Genomic DNA, 18,862 nt, shown 5'->3' with positions numbered 1-18,862 from the left:
TTCGACGGCTACGTCTTCGAAGTCGACGAGTTCACCGTTACCTTCGATCCGATCGGCGGCGATCCGCTCAACTTCACCTACGGCGAAGAGCTGGACGTCCAGTTCACCCCGTACGTGTTCGAGTTCGAAGCCGATCCGGGCTTCGTGGCCACCATCGGTTCGCCCGACTTCCTGGCGTTCCTCGATCCGACCCTCACCGTTGCCTACAGCGGACAGGACAGCGACGGGGACGACCAGCTCGACTTCTTCAAGAGCGGCATCCGCCTGACCATGAGCCCCTTCGAAGGGTTCACCGTCGGCGCCTCGTACGGTCGCGCGGCCGAAAACGCTGCCGACTTCAATGATGTCAACGGCGATAACGTCCTCAGCAGCGTCTTCGGTGTCGACGGCTCGCTCAGCCTGAGCATCTTCGATCTCGGCTTCGAGTACGCGAGCGGTACCGACCCGAACGCCACCCCGACCTCCGAGTCGCTGCTCTACGTCACCCTCGACGTGGACACTGCTGGCCTGCCGCTGCTCACCAGCCTCAGCGCCAACTACCGCGACATCCCCTCGGTTTGGGTTGACGACGACGACGATACGGCCACGCCTCCCACGGTCAACTACGGCCTGATGGAGGAAGCGGCTGACGCCGACTATCCGTTCGACGAAGACCAGACCGGCTTCAAGGTTTCTGCCGGCCTCGGCCTCTTCATCCTCGACCTCGACGCCTACTTCGACTCGTACGCCACCACCGGGCCGGATCAGAACACTAGCGCCTTCGGTGTCGACGTCGAAGCGGACCTCTTCGCAGGCTTCGCGCTCACCGGCTTCTACCACCAGGTCTCGGTCGACGGGACCGTCGTGGACAGCACTGCTGCCGCCGGCACCGAGCGTGACAACAACAACTACGACACCGGCTACGGTGTTGGCCTCGTCCACGACGGCGCTGCCGAGAACGCTCTGATCAGCGGTCTCGACCTCGGCTTCGAGTATCGCCAGATGGAAGCCGACTTCGACCAGACGGAGCTCGAAGCTACCGCCGAGATGGACTTCGACATCGCCATCCTCTCGCTCACCCCGTACGTTGCGTACGAGAGCGTGAACGACGCGGACACGGGTAGCGACGACACCAACACCATCCGTGTTGGCACCGGCCTCAGCACAGATCCTCTGGGCGTCTTCTTCGCTCCGAGCCTCGAGGCTGCCGTCAACTACCGGTCGACCAACCACTCGGATGCCGCCGTCTACACCGCTACCGAGATGCAGTGGAGCGTGGGCCTCGTTCTCAACGAGTTCCTGTTCGACAACAGCACCTTCACGGCCAAGTACGGCTCGTGGACCGGCACCAACGTCGCGGATGATGCGGGCGTTGATGTCGGCGAGGGTGCGACCAACATCTCGGCTGGTGACGACGCGACCACTGGTACCCAGTCCGTCAGCGGCTACGAGCTGGTCTGGAACTACTTCGACCTCGAGATGGCCTACGGCGTCTACACGGCTGATGAAGCCGATGCCGCTGGCAGCAGCGCTGGTCAAGTCTTCTCGATCTCGTACAGCGTCGACTTCTAAAGAGTCCGACCGTAACGAGAATGGAGCCCCGCTTCGGCGGGGCTCCTCTCTTGTTCCCTGGTGGCGGATCGGTCCGGGAATGGGCTAGCCTGCGCAGCTGGGAGCTCGGCCTACACCAATACCCTCAGCGACTTGGGCGATATCTCGATTTCGTACCTCGAACTCGGCTGGAGCAGCTCGCCTTCCAGATGCATCGGCCTGGGTGTTTCCCATTCGATGTCGACCTGGCGTCCACGGAACAGCCGGACCAGCGGGTGGTCCAGGTGGGTACCCGCCATCACTCGTGGCAATACACCGAGAGTGCCTATCCTGCCGAATTTTCCTGCGACGACCACGTCGAGAAGGCCGTCGTCCACCGATGCGTGGGGTGCCAGCGGGAAGGAGCCGCCGCTGCGGGGTCCGTTCTGGGTTGACACCAACAGTGCAGGGCCCTGGTGCAGCAGTTCGCCGTCGAGTCGCACCCTGCAGGGGACACTCGTCAGCCGGGAGAGGGTGCGAACGATCGCGTAGAGATAGGCGCTCTTCTCCCGTAGCGGCCAGGGAGCACCGAGGGCTGTTCGTGCGACGTCGGCGTCGAAGCCGGTGCCGGCGGCATTGACGAAGAGTCGATCGTTCGCGGTCGCGGTGTCGACCTCACGGACCTCGCCGCGAACTACTCGCCGGATCGCGCTGTCCAGGTCGTGTCGGTCGATGCCGAGCGCGAAGGCGAAATCGTCGCCCGAACCGGCTGGCAGTATCCCCAGGACGCGCCTGGATCCGGCGCAGGCGGCCGCAACCTCCTGGACGGTGCCGTCCCCTCCCATCGCTATGGCTACTGCATCCGGCGGGAGAGAGGAGGCATAGCTGAGAGCGTCGCCGGGCCCTGCCGTGACGAACTCCTGCAGTGGCTCACCGCTCCGCTCGAAGGCTGACCTCACCCGCGACAATGCATCGGGGATGCGTCTGCGGCCGGCCACAGGGTTGTATATGAGGTGGTACACGCTCAGCCGATTGTATCTTCCGTCACTCTCATGCCGCTCAGCCCGGACTATTTCGATGATCGGCCTGTCGCCGCTGGCGGCTTCTACCTAGTACCCTTCTTTCATGGACCAGTCCGGCAACTTCCTCGAAACGATCCGCGCTACCCTCCAGTCGCAGAAGAAGCTGGCCGAGAGGGCGATGAGCCAGCTCGAAGGAGGTGATTTGCACTGGGCGCCGCATCCGGAATCGAACAGCATCGCGATCATCGTCAAGCACCTGGCTGGAAACATGCGCTCGCGCTGGACGGACTTCCTGAGCAGTGACGGGGAGAAACCGACGCGAAATCGGGATGGCGAGTTCGTCGACGACCTGGGAGACGAGGACGAGATCATGGCCGTCTGGGAGCAGGGTTGGGCCGTTCTGTTCTCAACCCTCTCGGAGTTGCGGCCCACGGATCTGCAGCGGAAGGTAACGGTAGGAGGCAAGGAGCTTACGGCAGTCGAGGCTCTGCTCGGTCAACTCGCGCACTACGCCCAGCACGTGGGCCAGATCGTGTACCTGGCCAAACTGCGGCTGGGGGACGGGTGGGAGACGGTTTCGATACCGAAGAAGAGAACCGACACCGCCTGACCGATATCGGCGCCACGGTAGGCAGGAGAGAGCGCTGCCTGCACGTAACAGCACCTGCTCCCGTCGTTCGCATCGCTCCTCCCCGGCCTGGAGCCGCACCGTCCGGTTACACACCTGCTCCGTCGCCCCAAGCCGCCCGGAGTTACAATCCGGTGTGACCGAACCTCGCACCCTGTTCAGTCTCGAAGGGCTTCCTACCGAACTGGCTGAACTCATGAACGTCGGCAGGGTTTGGCAGGTATTGGAGCGCCTCGACGACTTCGGCAACCGGGTCCGCCACGAGGTCGAAGGCGAACTCCATGGCACCGCCGTCGTCAGTGGCGTGCTCCACCTGCCCGAGAGCGCCCAGGTTGGCCCCTACGCGATGATCGAGGGTCCGGTGTGGCTGGGGGCAGGCGCCGTGATAGGCCACGGAGCGTACGTCCGGGGACCGGCTGTCCTCATGGCGGGGGCGCGGGTGGGGCACGCTTCCGAGATCAAGCGGTCGATCCTGTTCCCCGGTGCCCGGGCTCCGCACTTCAACTACGTTGGCGACAGCATCCTAGGTCGCGACGTGAACCTGGGAGCTGGGGTGAAGATCGCCAACTTCAAGACGTTCGGCGACGCCGTTCGGATGGGCGAGGAGGACACCGGGCTGCGGAAGCTGGGGGCAGCAGTGGGGGACGGTGTGTCGATAGGCTGCAACGCTGTGCTTTCGCCCGGCACGGTCGTTGGCCCGCGCACGATCATCTACAACGGCGCTCTCGTCAGAGGCACGATAGCGGCCGACACCATCGTCAAGGCGAGACTGGAGCATGAACAGTCACCACTCGAGGTCCGCACCCGGGAGTAGCCGCCGCCGTTTCACTAGGCGGGAGAGAACGCCGCAATCCCTGGAGCCGGCAACGCGCCGCGTCAGAGGCGCGGCGGTTGTGCCGCGGGACCATCCCGCAGCACGCTCCTAGTTCGCCGGTTCGATGAGTCCGTAATCTCCGTCGTGCCGCAGGTAGATCACGTTTATCTCGTCGGTCTCGAGATTGCGGAACATGAAGAAGTTGTGCCCCAGCGCCTCCATCTGCAGTGCTGCGTCCTCCGGCGCCATCGGCCTCAGCACGTGCCGCTTCACACGAACGATCGCGGGACCGTCCGGTTCAGGCTCCGGCAGGGGCGGAGCAGGCACCTCCTCGGTGCGCTTCGCGAGGAACCGGCCCTTGAACTTCTTCATCTGCCGCTCAAGCTTGTCGATGACCTTGTCGACCGCCGCGTAGGTGTCGCGACCCCGTTCCTCTGCCCTGATCAGACCGTTCGGGACCTTCACCTGAACCTCGACCCTTGCTGGCTCTTCGACGCCGTCGCCGCCGAACGACATCACGACGCGGGCGTCCATGACCGGGCCGAAGCGCTCCAACCGGCCGAGCTTCTCCTCGGCGTAGCTGCGCATGGCATCCGTGACCTCGAGGTTGCGCCCCTTCAGCTCGTAGATCTTCATGCCGCTCCTTTCGCGATCGGGTAGTTCTGTCAGCGGCCAGTCTAACACCCGAACCGACCCGGTCCCGGAGCCGAGAAAGTGCGTGAGGGCCGAGGAAACCGGCTCAACCCGCAGTGCTCCTGCCACCTGACGTGCAGGCTACGATTCCCTTGGACGGATGCCTCGAGAGCGATGCGAAAGGGAAGCTGGGCAGCAGTAGTTGCGCTTCACCCTACCTATCGTCGGACTGGGGGTAGAGATGAAGAAGCTGATTCAACTGACGTGCCTGACGGCGATGATCGCGTTCCTGGCCATGGCGTGCGCGCCGGTGACCGAGGGTGTGGTCAGCGGGGCCGCCGAAGCCACCACCGAAGAGGTGATCGACTACTTCGACATCTTCGATGAGGACGTGAGTGGCGACATCGACCAGACCGAGTTCGACGAGAACATCGGGGCGTTCGAGAGCCACAGCGATTTCGACGAGCTGGATCGGGATGGCGACGGCTTCATCACCGAGGACGAGTTCGAAGACTTCGACCACTGAGGTCGAGTAGGACCAACACGCCAGCCGACTTCGCTTCGGATCACGCCCGTCCCGCTCGGGACGGGCGCTTCAGCTGGCCTCGGCCCTACCCAGCGGCAGGTTGGCGACGAACACCACCCTGTCGCCCTGCTGCTCGACCTTCACGTCGTACTCGTTCTCACTGGCAGGGAAGTAGCGGCTAATGACCTCGAGCAGCTCGTTCTTGAGCTCCTCCATCTTGCCTGGGCTCAGTTTTGCTCGGTCGTAGGAGAGCACCAGCTTGAGGCGCTCCTTGAGCTCGTCCTTCGACTTCCGGCGGCCGAAGAGGCGCAGCATCAGGAACCCCCGAAGAGGCGCTTGAGCCCGGAGAAGAGGCCGTTGTTCTGCTCTATCGCAGCGAACGGGATCTCCTCGCCGTTGACCCTACGCGCGATCTGGCGGAAGGCGTTCCCCGCTCCGTTACGCACGCTCTCGTCGAGGCTGGCCGGGTTGCCGACGTTCGTCGAGACGAGGATCCGCTCGTCCTCCGGGACGATGCCGATGAGCTTCACGCCGAGGATTTCGAGGACGTCGTCGACCTCGAGCATGTCGCCACGCTTGACCATCTCGGGTCGCAACCGATTTATCACCAGTCGGACCTCGGTGATCTCCTGCGCCTCGAGCAGACCGATTATGCGGTCGGCGTCACGCACGCTCGATACCTCCGGGTTCACGACCACAAGGGCGCCGTCGGCAGCACCGGCCGCGGTCTGGAACCCCGATTCGATGCCGGCCGGCGAGTCGATGAAGATCCGGTCGAAGTTCTCCTCCTCGAGGAGCCGTTTCACCGTGTCCTTCATCCGCTCGATCGACAGCGCGCTCTTGTCGCGCGTCTGCGAGGCGGCCAGCAAGTGGAGATTGGGGGTGCGCTTGTCGCGGATCAATGCCTGCTTTAGCTTGCAGCGCCCCTCGAAGACGTCGATCAGGTCGTAGACGACCCTGCCTTCGAGGCCCATCACGACGTCGAGGTTACGGAGGCCGACGTCGGTGTCGATGACGGCTACCTTCTCGCCCAACGAGGCGAGTGCGGCGCCGACGTTGGCCGTGGTAGTGGTCTTCCCGACTCCACCCTTGCCCGACGTGACCACGATTGCTTTTGCTTTCACAGTAGAGGCCTCCTCTGAGGGCGCCAAGGAGCGCACGTTTTCGTTGTCGGAGCACGGCGGAAGGCAGGTATCGAAGCGGTCATAGGGGCAGTACCCAACGCAGCACTATAACATTGTCCCGGTGCTCACCATGAGCCTCGCTCGCCCGCGTAAACCGGGTGCTGGACGCGGCTCAGGCCAGGCTGAGGTTGGCGTAACGGACGAGCAGCCGCTTGGTTCCGGCCTGATCGAAGATCACGGTTATCTCGGCCCTCGCCCCTTCGCCGGACACCCCTACCACCGTGCCCCCTCCGAACTTGGGATGCCTCACCTTCTCGCCGCCGCGGAAGACGAGGTCGGCGCTTTTCGCCCCGGGCGAGCCGGAGCTGAAGTCGCGCGAGACGGTGGCGGGCTGCCACTGCTGTCGTGAGAACTTGCTCGAGCTGCTCACGTCATGCAGCTCCTGCCCCAGCAGATCGATCTCGCAGAGCAGATCCTTGGGTACGTCCTGAAGGAAGCGGCTGGGTCGGGCGACCTCGGTCCGGCCGAACGACATGCGCGACTCGCAGTGCACCAGGAAGAGCTCCTCCTGGGCGCGGGTAATGCCTACGTACAGGAGGCGGCGCTCCTCCTCGAGTTCCTGGAGGCTGGCGGTCGAGGAGCGGTGAGGGATGAGGTTCTCCTCGAGTCCGACGAGGAACACCACCGGGAACTCGAGGCCCTTGGCGTTGTGCAGCGTCATCAGCGTGACCGCTTCGTCCGGCACCTCGTCGTTCACCGCCTTGACGGCGCGGTCGTCCACGCTTGCCATCAGCGAGGCCTCGTCGAGGAACTGGGCGATAGAACCTCCGCCGTCCTCCTCCTCCCACTCGATGACGGCGTTGAGGAGTTCCTCGAGGTTCTCCAGCCTGCCCTGCGAGTCGAACGAGTTCTCCTCTTTGAGCGCCTGCATGTAGCCGCTCTGGTCGAGCACCGTCTTGAGGAACTGGGAAGCGCCCAGATTGTCCGCCGCTTCGGTCAGGTCGTCCATCAGCTGGACGAACTCGCCGATCCGCTTCACCGCCGGTGTGCCGGGAAGGACCTCACCCACCTGACGCAACGCGTCTGCGAAGCGGACCCGCCTGCGCGCCGCCCACCCCGAGAGCTTCTCCTCGCTGGTCTTGCCGATGCCGCGCTTCGGACGGTTCAGTATCCGCTTCCAGGCGATGTCGTCAGCCGGATTCAGCGAGGCCCGCGCGTAGGAGAGGACGTCCTTGACCTCGCGGCGCTCATAGAAGCCGACCCCGCCCACGATCTTCGCTGGAACCGAGGCCCGTCGCATCGCCTCCTCCAACACTCGAGACTGCGAGTTGGTCCGGTAGAGGACGGCGAAGTCGTTCGGGCCGAGGTTCTTCTCGGCCATGAGCCGCTCGACCGAGCGCGCCACGAACTCCGCCTCGGCCCTGTGGTCGGTCGCGCGGAAGATGCGCACCTTCTCGCCGGCGCCCTTCACCGGCCGCAGCTCCTTCTCCAGCCGCCCCTGGTTGTGAAGGATCAGGGCGTTGGCGACTTCGAGCACCGAACCGATCGAGCGGTAGTTCAGCTCGAGCCGATAGACGACCGCGTCGGGGTAGTCGTGCTGGAAGTCGAGGATGTTGCGGACGTCGGCGCCTCTGAACATGTAGATCGACTGGTCGGGGTCCCCTATGACCATCAGGTTCTTCTCCCCGCCGGCGATCTGGGAGGTGAGCCGGTACTGCACCGCGTTCGTGTCCTGGTACTCGTCGACATGAACGAAGACGGCCCTCTGCCGCACCCTGTCGAGCGCCTCGGGCTGCCCATCGAAGAGCTCCACGGTGCGGCCCAGGATGTCGTTGAAATCGACCGCGTTCGCCTGGCGCAGCCGGGACTGGTAGCGCTCGTACGCCTCCGCGACCAGCTCCAGCTGCATACCAGCGACCATGCTGCCGAAGACCCTGTTGCCCTCCCGTTCGAGCGCCTCGGGGCCGATCAGGTTCGACTTGGCCCGGTCGATGAGGGATCGCAGCACCCGTGGATTGACGTCGCTCATCCCTCGGACGCTCTGCAGGATCTCCTTGAGCACTTCCAGCTGATCGGTGTCGTCGTAGATGCCGAAGCCGCTCTTCAGGCCTATCAGCTCCCCGTAGGTGCGCAGGACGCGAAGGCAGGCCGAGTGGAACGTGGCCACCCAGAGATCGCGGGCGCTGGGGCCGATCAAGCCTGCCACCCTTTCGCGGAGTTCGCCTGCCGCCTTGTTGGTGAACGTCACGGCAAGGATCTGCTGCGGGAGGACCCCGCGCTCCTCCATCAGATAGGCGATCCGCTGGACAACGGTGTGGGTCTTTCCGGAACCGGCGCCCGCGACCACCAGGGCGGGTCCTTCGAAGTGGAGGACGGCCGCGCGCTGCTGTTCGTTGAGTGACTGGAGTAGAGGGTGCTCTGATAAGACTTCGGACACAACCGGTTCATCATAACGCCTGCTGCCGCAGCTTCCCCGAGCCGGTGCGAAGTGCGCTTAGGACGGCGTTTATGCGCGCAGGCACTACTCCACAGGGAGCGGTCCCGGAAGGGCGCGACGGGCGCCGCCCGAGCGTGCCAGAATCGAAGCATGTACAGGGCGGTGTGCTTCGACCTCGATGGGACTCTCGCCGAGTATCACGGCGACTTCGACGAGCTCCTCGACAGTGTACGTACCGACCTCGGCCTGCTCGCCTGCGACTTCACGACGTTCCGTGACTGGCTTGCCGACGAGTTACGGCGAGACGGGAAGGTCACCCTCGGCGACGCGCTCGCGTCCACTCTCGAAGGGCTGGAGCAGAGGGTGCCGGCCGATCTCGAGCAGGTGACCGAGCGGGCGATAGCCGCCTACGTGTCCGAACTACAGTTGCGGGAAGGAGCCAGGGACCTGCTCGACTACCTGGCGAAGCGGAGAGTGCCGCTGGCGCTGATCAGTAACGGGCCCAGCGACATGCAGCGTGCCGCGGTACGGGAACTCGGCCTCGAGGGCTATTTCGCGACGCTGGTCATCTCGGGCGACGAGGGAGTGGGCAGGCGCAAGCCGGCTCCCGCGGTGTTCGAGTTGGCCTGCCGGCGGCTCGGCGTGACTCCGGCGCGAGCGTTGATGATCGGCGACGACCCGGTGAACGACCTGAGCGGGGCGAAGGCGCTGGGTATGGCGACGCTCGACGCGTCCGGCAGCCTCGGGCGGGTGAAGGAGCACCTCGTGGAACGGTGGACCGCGGCTGCGTCGTGAGCGGTAGACTGACGACATGAGCGACGCCGTTACCGGCTCCGTGACCGACCGCGCCCCCTCGTCCCGGGACCTGGCCTTCTACCGGGCCTGGACTCAGCTGCTCGAGTGGATGCGCGAGTACGCTTCCTCCCGAGAGGGCGTGATGTTCGAGAAGGAAGCGGATTTCACCGATTACATCTACCGGATGGAGCGCCCGTACGACCTCCCCACCACCATCATGTCGGCCAGCCTCTCGGAACCCGACGGCGAACCGGTGCTCATGGCGCATGCCAGCCCTCGCCACGCGGTCTTCAAGGAGGTGGAGATCCACCCTTTCGGCTCGCATGTTCACCGCAAACTGAAGCTCGCCGAAGACGGAGCTTCACTGGCCGAGGGGAAGCGGGTCTTCACGCGTCAGATGCTGGAGAGCCTGGCAGACGAACTCTTCCACCTGAGGGCCCAGGACTGACCGAGGGGCAGGATCGGCACGACCTCGAGCGCGCCGCCTACGGCGGGATCTGCAGCGACTGCCGCAACGCCCGCCTGGTGAGGTCGGCCCGCGGCAGCGTTTTCCTGCTGTGCCTCCATCCCGACCTGCCCAAGTACCCACCACAACCGGTTCTCAGCTGTCGCGGGTTCGGGCCCCATGAGCCCTCCGCCACGCCCAACGCCTCCTAGGCTCCCCCTCCCTTGAGCCGTTCGGCTAGTCGCTCGGCGAGGAGGGGCGCGGTGAGGAAGCCCCTCCCGCCGAAGGCTCCCAAGTACCAGAGCCCGGGCCGCAACTCCTCCATCACCGGTACGTTGTCGCTCCGCTTCGCTCGAACCCCCGTCCACACCCGTTCGACCGCGGACTCGGCAAGGGCTGGTACCATCCGCGCGGCCGCGGAGCGGAGCAGTTGTGGCGCCTGCGGGTCGTCGGTGCCCGGTGAGCGGTGGTTCCCACCCACGAACACCCGTCCCCGCTGGGCTGTCAGGTAGACGGAGCCGGCGATTGGGTAGGGGAGATCCGTTTCGCTCACGAGGGTCACTTGGTCGCCGGCGATGAACTCCACGTGCGGGAGTTGGACCCCGGCAACCCGCCCGGCTCCCAGGCAGAGGACCAACGCGCCGGCCGAGAAGCGTGCCCCCCCTGCGGAGTGTGCCTGCCACTCCCCTCCGACGCTCTCGACCCGCAAGACACGCACGTTCTCGATGAACCGGGCCCCTTTCTCGCGGGCCGACGCCACCAGCGCTGCGACCAGCCTCGCGGGCTCCACCCAGCCACCTTCCTCGACCAGGAAGGCCCCGTGAGGAGCCCGGTAGGGCGACGGAACCCGAGTCACCCGGCGCATCCCGGGAAGTTTGCTCCAGGAACGCACCTGGCGGCCGTCGGCGGCGATACGCAGAACCCCGGTCCGGTGCACCCCGGCCTCCAGCCCTTCTCGCTGGAGATCGTCCGAGATGCGCCGGACAGCCTCCAGCCCCTCGAGATCGAAGGGGCCAGGCTTGCCGCTCCTGCCCCGGTACGGGTTGAGGAGCGCCGCCGCCACCGCCGATGCGCCCTGGGACCCTAGCGCGCCCTGGTCGAGGAGCAGTGCCTCGATGCCTCGCTTCGCAAGCGCGTAGGCGAGGGAGCAGCCGGCGATACCGCCGCCGACTATCAGAACTGGGAGGCGCTCACGATGCTCGTGACGGTGGGCGGCTTCAGCAGCCGTGTCCCCGGCCGATCGGCGGACGACTGCCGCGGCAGCAGCAGCGCCCTTAGCCATCGGGCCGGGCGGTATCATGAGCCCGAACTCGAGCAAGACAGGGAGCTGACGTCATGTATGAATTCTTGAGAGGCCTCCACAATCTGATTCGCTGGCTGGTGCTGCTGGGTGGCTTCGCCGCGGTCGTCGTGATGCTGCGCGGGTTGCTGGCGCGAACCCAGTGGACCGGGCGCGAGCGCGGCATAGGCGCGGCCTTCGCCGGCACCCTTCACCTGCAGGTTGTGGTGGGCATCCTCCTCTACCTCGTAAGCCCGATAGTGCGGGGCGGTTTCGCCGACTTCGGTGCGGCCATGGGAGACCCCGACACCCGCTTCTTCCTGGTTGAGCACGGCCTTATCATGATCCTCGCAGCCGTCTCTGCCCAGGTGGGGCTCTCCATGGCTCGTCGCGCCGAGACCGATCGCGCCCGCTACGTCAGGGCCACCATCGGCGTCGCCCTGGCATTGTTGCTCGTGCTCTACGCGATCCCCTGGGGACGTTCGCTCATCCCCTGGGCCTAGGGGGCGGCTCACGCCGGACCTCGCCTGACCGCCCGCAGCATCTCTTTCTTGCCGCCCGGGGGGCCGGCCAGTTTGGTCACCTCGAGTCCGGCTGCAGCTAGTTGCCGGCGCACGACGCCCTTCACCGTGTAGCTCACGAGGGTCCCCCCAGGGGCGAGGGCTGCCGCGAGCCGCGACAGGAACGACTCGTCCCACAGTTCCGGGTTGGTGTCGGGGCTGAAGCCGTCGTGATAGATCGCGTCGAACTCGGCCTTCCCGAGCCGGGCCTCCTGCGCCTCGCCGAGCCGCAGCTCGAGCAGCGACCCTGCCACCCTCGACCTGTGCGTCCCTGCTTGAGTTCCGGGCGCCAGACGGCGACGGAACTCCAGCAGCGCTGCGAAAGCGGCAGGGGCGAAGCGTGCGTAGTCGAGTCGGGCCAGCAGAGCCACCGGCACGAGTTGCCTTTCCAGAGCGACGTAGTGGAGTGTCCCGGAACCGGTCGAGGCCGCCTGGGCGGTGAGCAGGAAGTTGAGGCCGGTTCCGAATCCGACCTCCAACACCTTCACGGCCTCTCCCTGGCGCAGCCTCTCGGCCACCCCGCTCCCCTCGAGGAAGACATGCCTGGACTCCGTCACCGCTCCGTGAAGCGAGTGGAAGGTCTGAGCGTATCGGGGGGTGAAGAGCGTCCCGCTGCCATCCCCGGTCTCCTGCACCCGGAGCAGCTCCGACCCCTCCTCCGGCGAGCCGGCCCTCGCGGTTCGGTGGTCACCGTTGGGCGCGCAACCTTCCACACGGCCACTCTAGCCCTCTAACGGTAAGCTGGGACGATGAGCCGCGTGCTCGACATGATCTGGGCCGACATCGTCACTACCTGGGCCTCGATCACCGACTGGTTGAACGGCTTGGCCGGGGCGCCCGGAGCCTGGGTGATCCCGGCGGTGCTGCTCCTGGTCGTCGTACTGATCGTATTGCTGCTCGCCCTGTTGCCAGGCGGGCGGCGGCGCGAACGACGGGCCGAGTCGAGGCCCGAGCTGCTGGTGTCGCGCGGCGAGGTGCGATCGGTCGAGGAGAGCAGCGTCACGGAACTGAAGATGCATGTGAGCAATCTTGGCGACAGCGTCGCCCAGCTGCTCGAGGTAGCCCTCAGCAGCGACCTGATGCCCACCCCCGAAACCGCCGAGCTTAGCGCGATCGTGCCGCGGAACAGCTCCGTGGACGTCAACCTGCCGGTCGAGGAACTGCACGGCGACACCGGTTACCTCGATCTGTACTTCTACACGCCGCAGACTCGAAGGCGTGCCTACCGATTGCGGGCCAACCTCACCTGGGAGCCGTGGAACGGTCGTTTCAAGGTCGACCCGCTGGGGCAGAGGATCGACCCGGCGCGGCGGCTCGCCAGCTCCAGGCTGCAGCGGCGGCAGCGTGACGAGTGGCGCCGGCGCCGCCGGGAACTGCTCGAGATCGAAACCGAGCCGCCGCCGCAACCGTCCGAACCCCAGCCCGAGCGGCGGGAGGAGGACGAGGAGCCGGTGGCCCGCCGGGAACGGCTCGAGTTCCCATCCGACTTCTGAGGCCCGGCGACGCCGGCCGCTCAAGAGGAGAGCCAGTGAACAGGACCAGCCCTCATACGTCCCTCGGCAGCCGTCTCGAACAAGCGCCGCTGCGCGCTCCTTCGTCGAGGACGCCGGCATGAGGATCGAACGGGTAGAGCTCCGCGAACTGGCGGTGCGCCTGAAGTTCCGCTTCGAAACCAGCTTCGGCGTCGAACAGGACTTGCGCAAGGTGATCGTCACCGTCAGAGGAGAGGGGACCGAAGGGTACGGCGAGGTCACGGCGGGGAACGTACCCGGCTACAGCTACGAAACGGGGGACACCGCCTGGTTGGCGCTCGAACGCTATATCCTGCCTCGGGTCGTGGGCAAGGAGTTCGCCACGCCCGCCCAGTTGCTCTCGTCCCTTTCCGTTATCCGCGGGCACAACATGGCGGTGGCGGCCCTCGAAACGGCGTTCTGGGACCTTCAGGCGCGAGCTGCCGGACTGCCACTCTGGGTGATGCTGGGCGGCCACCGCACCAGGCACCCGGTCGGCGCCTCCATCGGGATACAGGAGAGCATCGAAGCCACGGTGGAGGCGGCCCTCCGCCACGCCGAACAGGGCTACCGCCGACTGAAGTTCAAGATCAAGCCGGGTTGGGACGTCGAGCCTCTGCGGGCTGTACGGGAGGCTCTGCCCCAGATGCCTCTCACCGTCGACGCCAACAGCGCCTACACACTCACCGACAGCCGCGTCTTCGAGGAGCTCGATGAGCTGGGCCTCGACTACATCGAGCAGCCGCTCGCCTTCGATGACCTCGTCGACCACGCCAAGCTTCAGGAGATGGTTTCTACTCCCATCTGCCTCGACGAATCGATCCACTCACCGGAAGATGCCCGCAAGGGGCTGGAGCTCGGCTCCGGCCGGGTCATCAACGTCAAGCTGGGCAGGGTGCGGGGTCACCTGCAGTCGCGCCGAGTGCACGACGTCGCTCTAGCTTTCGGGGCGCCCGTCTGGTGCGGGGGCATGCTCGAGCTCGGGGTGGGCCGGGCACACAACCTCCACCTGAGCTCCCTCGAAGGGTTCCGTCTGCCGGGCGACACCGCTTCGGCGAGCCGCTACTGGGAAGAGGACGTGGTCGACCGTTGGCTCGACGCCCGTGACGGCTTCCAGGAGATCCCCGAAGGCCCTGGCATCGGAGTCGAGCTGGACCGCGAGCGGCTCGAGCGGTTCAGCGTCAGGAGCAGCGAGTTCTCATCGGGCTGAGGGGCCGAGCCGCCTGAGCGGCCCACATTCGCTCCTCAGTGTTGGTCGGGCGGGTTGGTGGTGTCGGTCTGCTCCGGTGGGCGTGCGGGAGTCGATCCCTCCTCGGGCATCACCAGCCAGAGGATCAGGTAGAGGATGCCGCCGCCTCCGCCGAAGACCAGCAGAACCGCGAACACCAGCCGGATGATGGTCGAGTCGACCCCCAGGTATTGCGCCAGGCCCCCGCAGACGCCACCGATCATCCTGTCCGTTTTCGAGCGTACGAGCTTCTTGTCGTTCATGGGGCAAGTCTACAGCCCATGCTCCGGCGGTTTGTCCTCCGAAAGTAGGATGGGAAGCTACTCCTGGAGTTCCCCTGCCAGTTTCCTACGGCAGCGCACGCAGAAGCTCTGCTCCGGGACCCGCTCCCCGCAGTGAGGACACAGGACCGATCCGTTCACGAGCGCCCTGACCCCGCGTTCGTTGAGTTCGCCGGCGATAAGCACCGCGTCCTCCTCGCTGATGTCCTTGACGGTCAGCTCGACCTCGCCGGCACGGGCGGTGACCATGAAGGTACCCGACCGGTAGGGCTGCTCCTTGGCGCCGCGATTGCCCTGGGCCACGGCGTCGCGGACCTCTCTGAAGAACTGCCAGAGCTCCCGCTCACCCATGCCTGAATAGTAGCTCGAGCACCGCCGACACCCGCGTTCCGCGCCCGCCGATAGACTGCTATCATGAAGTCAGAGACAGCTCCTCCGCGCATGCTCGACAGCCTCGTGGGCCACACGCCGATGATCCGCCTCTTCCGAGTCGTCGAACCGGGGATGGCGGAAGTGTGGATAAAGCTCGAGGGGCAGAATCCGGCCGGCAGCATCAAGGACCGTACCGCGCTCGGCCTCATCACTGACGCCGAGGAGCGGGGCATCCTAACGCCCGGTTCAGGCCAGTTGATCGTCGAACCTACATCGGGCAACACCGGGATAGGCCTGGCGTTCATCTCTGCGGTGCGGGGTTACAGGTGTCTGATCGTCCTGCCCGACAGCATGAGCGAAGAGCGGGTCCGAACCCTCAGGGCCTACGGCGCCGCACTCGAGTTCACCCCGGGAGAGCTCCGCATGCAGGGCGCCATCCCCAGAGCCCAGGAGTTGGTCGAAGAGACGGGCGCCTGGATGCCGAACCAGTTCGAGAATCCGGCCAACCCCGCCTACCACCACCGCGTGACGGGCCCCGAGATCTGGGGGCAGATGCAGGGCCGTATCGACGCCTTCGTCTGGGCGTCCGGGACCGGCGGCTCGATCAGCGGGATCGGTCGCTACCTGAAGGAGCAGAATCCCGGGATCCAGGTGATCGCCGTTGAACCGGGTCGGAGTGCCGTCATCAACGGCTACGAACGGGGTCAGCACAAGTTCCAGGGGATGGGTCCGGGCTTCATCCCCGGGAATCTCGACCTCGACCTGCTCGACGGCTGCCGGATGGTCTACGAGGAGGACGCCTTCCCGCTGGCCCGGCGCCTCGCGCGGGAGGAGGGGATCTTCGTGGGGATGTCCTCAGGAGCGACCGTTCATGCGGCACTCGAGGTAGCTCGCGAGCTGGGTCCCGGAAAGGTAGTCGTGACGATGGCAGCCGATAGCGGCGCCCGCTACGTCTCTACCGAACTGTTCGCGGCGGAGGACGGCTAGGGCGAGTCAGGCCCGCACCCCGTGGAGTGCTAGCAACTCCACCAGCCGTTCGTGCAGGGCGCCGTTGGAAGCGATCAGCACCGGGTCGCTCAACCGGTAGGGCTCACCGCCGGCGCCGGTGACCTTGCCACCAGCTTCCTCGATGATCAGCACACCGGCGGCGACGTCCCAGGGGTTGAGGGTCAGCTCCCAGAAGCCGTCGAGCCGGCCGGCGGCCACGTAGCTGAGGTCGAGTGCGGCAGCGCCCGGACGACGGATCGCCCTCGTCTCGGGGAGCATCCGCATGAACACCTCGGCGTTCTCGATCTTCCGTTCAGGGTCGTAGGAGAAACCGGTGGCCAGCATCGCTTTGGCGGGATCGCTCTCGGCCGAAACCCGGATGGGCGCCCCGTCGAGATAGGCTCCGCTCCCCCGCACGGCGGTGAACATCTCGTGGTGGGCGCTGTCGAGAACGACTCCTACCTCGACCCGCCCGCGGATCTCCAGGGCGATCGAGACGCAGTAGAAGGGGAAACCGTGGGTGTAGTTGACGGTGCCGTCGAGGGGGTCGACTATCCAGCGGTACTCGGCTTCGCTGCCGGGGCCGCCCTGCTCCTCGCCCAGGACGGCGTGCTCGGGATAGCGCTGGGCGATGACCTCGCGGATGCGCTCCTCGCACAGCTTGTCGACCTTCGTCACGAGGTCGGTGATGTTCGACTTGGTGCTCACATCCAGTTCCCCGCCGATATTGGAGCGGTGGATCCGGGCAGCTTCCTGGGCGGCCCGCACGGCGGTGTGGAGGTACTCGGTCTGCTGATCGGTCATTCGGCAACTATACCGACGCCGTCCTCGTGAGCAGCCGACTACGAGTCAGAGTGTGCCCGGCGTCCCGGAGGGGTCCGGGGGCCGGGCGGAGAATCCTGTTGTGGCAGGCAATGTCAGCGATTTCCTGCTTGCCCGCTTGACCCAGTGGGGCATCCGCAGGATCTACGGCTATCCCGGTGACGGCATAAACGGCATCATGGGGGCACTCGACCGCGCGAACGGCATGCCGGCGTTCGTGCGGACGAGTCACGAGGAGATGGCCGCCTTCATGGCATGCGCCCACTCGAAGTTCAGCGGCGAGGTGGGAGTGTGCCTGGCGACCTCCGGTCCCGGCGCCATTCACCTGCTCAACGGGCTCTACGACGCGAAGATGGATCACCAGTCGGTGGTGGCGATCGTTGGTCAGCAGGCCCGCATGGCGCTCGGAGGCCATTCACAACAGGAGGTGGATCTACTCAACCTGTTCAAGGACGTGGCCGGCGAGTACGTTCACATGGCCACCGATCCGGCGCAGATCAGGCACCTAGTGGATCGATCGGTCAGGATAGCCCGGTCCGAGCGCACGGTTACCTGTCTTATCGTTCCGAAGGATGTCCAGGAGCTCGAGGCGGTCGAGGTGCCGCCCCGCAAGCACGGGGCGGTGCACAGCGGCGTTGGCCACTCCCATTCGCTCGTGCTGCCCACGGACGAGCAGCTCGACCGGGCGGCAGACGTTCTGAACGACGGCGAGAGGGTGGCGATGCTCGTCGGAGCAGGCGCACTCGGGGCGGCCGACGAGGTGATCGAGGTCGCCCAGCGCCTGGGGGCGGGAGTGGCCAAGGCGCTTCTGGGCAAAGCCGTACTGCCCGACGACCTGCCGTTCGTCACGGGCTCGCTGGGACTCCTCGGCACCAAACCCTCCTGGGACCTGATGGAGGAGTGCGACACGCTACTGATGGTCGGTTCCAGTTTCCCGTACTCGGAGTTCCTTCCCCGTGAAGGTCAGGCCCGCGGCGTGCAGATAGACATCGAACCCAAGATGCTGTCCATCCGTTATCCGATGGAGGTGAGCCTGCACGGCGACAGCCGGGCCACCCTCCGGGCTCTGTTGCCGCGACTCGAGCCCAAGGAGGACAGGTCGTGGCTGCAGCGAATAGAGGCCGCGGTCGACGAGTGGTGGCGGGTATTGGAAGCCCGGGCCCTCAACGAGGCCGATCCGATCAATCCGCAGAGGGTCTTCTGGGAGCTCTCACCCCGCCTGCCGGACGGGGCTATCATCACCGCCGACTCGGGTTCCTCGGCCAACTGGTTCGCTCGGGACCTCAAGATCCGGCGGGGGATGATGGCCAGCCTCTCGGGCAACCTGGCCACCATGTGCCCGGGGGTTCCCTATGCGGTGGCGGCCAAGTTCGTTCATCCCGACCGTCCCGTCATCGCCTGCGTGGGAGACGGCGCGATGCAGATGCTGGGAAACAACGGGCTGGTGACGATCTCCCGCTACTGGCGCGAGTGGAGCGACCCGCGGCTCGTCATACTGGTGCTCAACAACCGCGATCTGAACCAGGTGACCTGGGAGATGCGGGCGATGTCCGGCAATCCGAAGTACGAGGCGTCGCAGGATCTCGAGGACCTGCACTACGCTCGTTACGCCGAACTCGTGGGTCTGCGGGGCGTGAGGATCGAGGACCCCGAGGAGATCGGGGCCGCCTGGGATGAGGCGTTGAGCGCCAACAGGCCGTTCGTGCTCGAGGCGGTGACCGATCCTGACGTGCCCACCCTGCCGCCGCACATAACCGTCGAGCAGGCGCGTCACTACCTCTCGGCCCTGGCGAAGGGCGACCCCGACCTGGCAGGCATCGTGAGACAGACCTTCAAGGAGGCAGTCGACGGATTGTTCCCCGGCCGGTCCCGACCGTGAGCAGAGGGGC

General features: G+C 65.9%; 21 protein-coding genes. 11 read left to right on the top strand and 10 right to left on the bottom strand.

The features are described from left to right. Positions 1-1,551, top strand: a 1,551-nt coding sequence (locus VF168_02835; protein ID HEX7003106.1) for a hypothetical protein, incomplete at its 5' end; no start/stop codon positions are given. A gap of 110 nt (positions 1,552-1,661) precedes the next feature. Here VF168_02835 and VF168_02830 read toward each other — a convergent pair. Beyond that, the gene (locus tag VF168_02830) at positions 1,662-2,531 is read right to left on the bottom strand and encodes a diacylglycerol kinase family protein (protein HEX7003105.1); all 870 of its coding nucleotides are present in this window, start codon (positions 2,529-2,531) and stop codon (positions 1,662-1,664) included. A gap of 103 nt (positions 2,532-2,634) precedes the next feature. On the opposite strand from VF168_02830, the gene VF168_02825 reads away from it, so the two are divergent. Then, on the top strand, positions 2,635-3,141 hold the full coding sequence (locus tag VF168_02825; protein HEX7003104.1) for a DUF1572 family protein: 507 nt from the start codon (positions 2,635-2,637) through the stop codon (positions 3,139-3,141). Positions 3,142-3,295: 154 nt separating this feature from the next. Continuing rightward, positions 3,296-3,973 (top strand): hypothetical protein, encoded by a 678-nt coding sequence (locus tag VF168_02820; protein ID HEX7003103.1) that lies wholly within the window; start codon positions 3,296-3,298, stop codon positions 3,971-3,973. Positions 3,974-4,081: 108 nt separating this feature from the next. Here the strand turns inward: VF168_02820 and raiA are convergent, their stop codons facing one another. Continuing rightward, positions 4,082-4,609, bottom strand: coding sequence for a ribosome-associated translation inhibitor RaiA (gene raiA, locus VF168_02815; GenBank protein HEX7003102.1), 528 nt, complete (start codon positions 4,607-4,609; stop codon positions 4,082-4,084). A gap of 238 nt (positions 4,610-4,847) precedes the next feature. On the opposite strand from raiA, the gene VF168_02810 reads away from it, so the two are divergent. Continuing rightward, positions 4,848-5,132 (top strand): hypothetical protein, encoded by a 285-nt coding sequence (locus VF168_02810; protein HEX7003101.1) that lies wholly within the window; start codon positions 4,848-4,850, stop codon positions 5,130-5,132. Positions 5,133-5,201: 69 nt separating this feature from the next. On the opposite strand, the gene minE is transcribed toward VF168_02810, so the two are convergent. The 3 genes from minE to VF168_02795 form a co-directional block, all read right to left on the bottom strand. Next, a complete protein-coding gene (gene minE / locus VF168_02805) occupies positions 5,202-5,447 on the bottom strand; it encodes a cell division topological specificity factor MinE (protein HEX7003100.1) in 246 nt (81 codons plus the stop codon). Further along, the gene (gene minD, locus VF168_02800; protein ID HEX7003099.1) at positions 5,447-6,256 is read right to left on the bottom strand and encodes a septum site-determining protein MinD; all 810 of its coding nucleotides are present in this window, start codon (positions 6,254-6,256) and stop codon (positions 5,447-5,449) included. Before minD ends, minE begins: the two co-directional genes overlap by 1 nt. 172 nt (positions 6,257-6,428) lie before the next feature. Continuing rightward, the gene (locus tag VF168_02795) at positions 6,429-8,693 is read right to left on the bottom strand and encodes a UvrD-helicase domain-containing protein (protein HEX7003098.1); all 2,265 of its coding nucleotides are present in this window, start codon (positions 8,691-8,693) and stop codon (positions 6,429-6,431) included. 150 nt (positions 8,694-8,843) lie between these two features. Here VF168_02795 and VF168_02790 point away from each other — a divergent pair, with 150 nt between their 5' ends. Both VF168_02790 and VF168_02785 read left to right on the top strand, forming a co-directional pair. Next, positions 8,844-9,488: an HAD family hydrolase gene (locus tag VF168_02790; protein HEX7003097.1), complete on the top strand. Its 645-nt coding sequence runs from the start codon at positions 8,844-8,846 to the stop codon at positions 9,486-9,488. Positions 9,489-9,504: 16 nt separating this feature from the next. Continuing rightward, positions 9,505-9,936, top strand: a complete 432-nt coding sequence (locus tag VF168_02785; protein HEX7003096.1) for an NADH-quinone oxidoreductase subunit 15 — start codon at positions 9,505-9,507, stop codon at positions 9,934-9,936. A 205-nt stretch (positions 9,937-10,141) separates the two neighbouring features. Here the strand turns inward: VF168_02785 and VF168_02780 are convergent, their stop codons facing one another. Continuing rightward, positions 10,142-11,215: an FAD-dependent oxidoreductase gene (locus VF168_02780; protein HEX7003095.1), complete on the bottom strand. Its 1,074-nt coding sequence runs from the start codon at positions 11,213-11,215 to the stop codon at positions 10,142-10,144. A gap of 53 nt (positions 11,216-11,268) precedes the next feature. Between VF168_02780 and VF168_02775 the strand changes: the two genes are divergently transcribed. Beyond that, on the top strand, positions 11,269-11,715 hold the full coding sequence (locus VF168_02775) for a hypothetical protein (protein ID HEX7003094.1): 447 nt from the start codon (positions 11,269-11,271) through the stop codon (positions 11,713-11,715). Positions 11,716-11,723: 8 nt separating this feature from the next. Here VF168_02775 and mnmD read toward each other — a convergent pair whose 3' ends face one another. Next, positions 11,724-12,485, bottom strand: a complete 762-nt coding sequence (gene mnmD, locus VF168_02770; GenBank protein HEX7003093.1) for a tRNA (5-methylaminomethyl-2-thiouridine)(34)-methyltransferase MnmD — start codon at positions 12,483-12,485, stop codon at positions 11,724-11,726. A 36-nt stretch (positions 12,486-12,521) separates the two neighbouring features. Between mnmD and VF168_02765 the strand changes: the two genes are divergently transcribed. Both VF168_02765 and menC read left to right on the top strand, forming a co-directional pair. Next, a complete protein-coding gene (locus VF168_02765) occupies positions 12,522-13,265 on the top strand; it encodes a hypothetical protein (protein ID HEX7003092.1) in 744 nt (247 codons plus the stop codon). Between the two features lie 118 nt (positions 13,266-13,383). Continuing rightward, positions 13,384-14,493, top strand: a complete 1,110-nt coding sequence (gene menC, locus VF168_02760) for an o-succinylbenzoate synthase (GenBank protein HEX7003091.1) — start codon at positions 13,384-13,386, stop codon at positions 14,491-14,493. A gap of 35 nt (positions 14,494-14,528) precedes the next feature. On the opposite strand, the gene VF168_02755 is transcribed toward menC, so the two are convergent. Continuing rightward, positions 14,529-14,774 carry a PspC domain-containing protein gene (locus VF168_02755; GenBank protein HEX7003090.1) on the bottom strand — a complete coding sequence of 82 codons (246 nt, stop codon included), beginning with the start codon at positions 14,772-14,774 and terminating at the stop codon, positions 14,529-14,531. Positions 14,775-14,831: 57 nt separating this feature from the next. Beyond that, positions 14,832-15,143 carry a hypothetical protein gene (locus VF168_02750; protein HEX7003089.1) on the bottom strand — a complete coding sequence of 104 codons (312 nt, stop codon included), beginning with the start codon at positions 15,141-15,143 and terminating at the stop codon, positions 14,832-14,834. Between the two features lie 63 nt (positions 15,144-15,206). On the opposite strand from VF168_02750, the gene cysK reads away from it, so the two are divergent. Then, on the top strand, positions 15,207-16,151 hold the full coding sequence (gene cysK / locus VF168_02745; protein ID HEX7003088.1) for a cysteine synthase A: 945 nt from the start codon (positions 15,207-15,209) through the stop codon (positions 16,149-16,151). A gap of 6 nt (positions 16,152-16,157) precedes the next feature. On the opposite strand, the gene VF168_02740 is transcribed toward cysK, so the two are convergent. Continuing rightward, complete coding sequence (locus VF168_02740; protein HEX7003087.1) at positions 16,158-16,955, bottom strand: inositol monophosphatase family protein; 798 nt, start codon at positions 16,953-16,955, stop codon at positions 16,158-16,160. A gap of 100 nt (positions 16,956-17,055) precedes the next feature. On the opposite strand from VF168_02740, the gene VF168_02735 reads away from it, so the two are divergent. Then, the gene (locus tag VF168_02735) at positions 17,056-18,852 is read left to right on the top strand and encodes a thiamine pyrophosphate-requiring protein (GenBank protein HEX7003086.1); all 1,797 of its coding nucleotides are present in this window, start codon (positions 17,056-17,058) and stop codon (positions 18,850-18,852) included. Positions 18,853-18,862: the final 10 nt, after the last annotated feature.

This window comes from Trueperaceae bacterium (assembly GCA_036381595.1).
Lineage (GTDB): Bacteria > Deinococcota > Deinococci > Deinococcales > Trueperaceae > DASVCN01.
This window is presented reverse-complemented; position numbering and strand designations above follow the sequence as displayed.

Bases quoted from the DNA above. Each gene is read 5' to 3' on its own strand.
- VF168_02825 (HEX7003104.1), top strand. From the start codon at position 2,635: ATGGACCAGTCCGGCAACTTCCTCGAAACGATCCGCGCTACCCTCCAG.
- raiA (HEX7003102.1), bottom strand. From the start codon at position 4,609: ATGAAGATCTACGAGCTGAAGGGGCGCAACCTCGAGGTCACGGATGCC.
- VF168_02810 (HEX7003101.1), top strand. From the start codon at position 4,848: ATGAAGAAGCTGATTCAACTGACGTGCCTGACGGCGATGATCGCGTTC.
- minE (HEX7003100.1), bottom strand. From the start codon at position 5,447: ATGCTGCGCCTCTTCGGCCGCCGGAAGTCGAAGGACGAGCTCAAGGAG.
- VF168_02790 (HEX7003097.1), top strand. From the start codon at position 8,844: ATGTACAGGGCGGTGTGCTTCGACCTCGATGGGACTCTCGCCGAGTAT.
- VF168_02785 (HEX7003096.1), top strand. From the start codon at position 9,505: ATGAGCGACGCCGTTACCGGCTCCGTGACCGACCGCGCCCCCTCGTCC.
- VF168_02780 (HEX7003095.1), bottom strand. From the start codon at position 11,215: ATGGCTAAGGGCGCTGCTGCTGCCGCGGCAGTCGTCCGCCGATCGGCC.
- VF168_02775 (HEX7003094.1), top strand. From the start codon at position 11,269: ATGTATGAATTCTTGAGAGGCCTCCACAATCTGATTCGCTGGCTGGTG.
- VF168_02765 (HEX7003092.1), top strand. From the start codon at position 12,522: ATGAGCCGCGTGCTCGACATGATCTGGGCCGACATCGTCACTACCTGG.
- menC (HEX7003091.1), top strand. From the start codon at position 13,384: ATGAGGATCGAACGGGTAGAGCTCCGCGAACTGGCGGTGCGCCTGAAG.
- VF168_02755 (HEX7003090.1), bottom strand. From the start codon at position 14,774: ATGAACGACAAGAAGCTCGTACGCTCGAAAACGGACAGGATGATCGGT.
- VF168_02750 (HEX7003089.1), bottom strand. From the start codon at position 15,143: ATGGGTGAGCGGGAGCTCTGGCAGTTCTTCAGAGAGGTCCGCGACGCC.
- cysK (HEX7003088.1), top strand. From the start codon at position 15,207: ATGAAGTCAGAGACAGCTCCTCCGCGCATGCTCGACAGCCTCGTGGGC.
- VF168_02740 (HEX7003087.1), bottom strand. From the start codon at position 16,955: ATGACCGATCAGCAGACCGAGTACCTCCACACCGCCGTGCGGGCCGCC.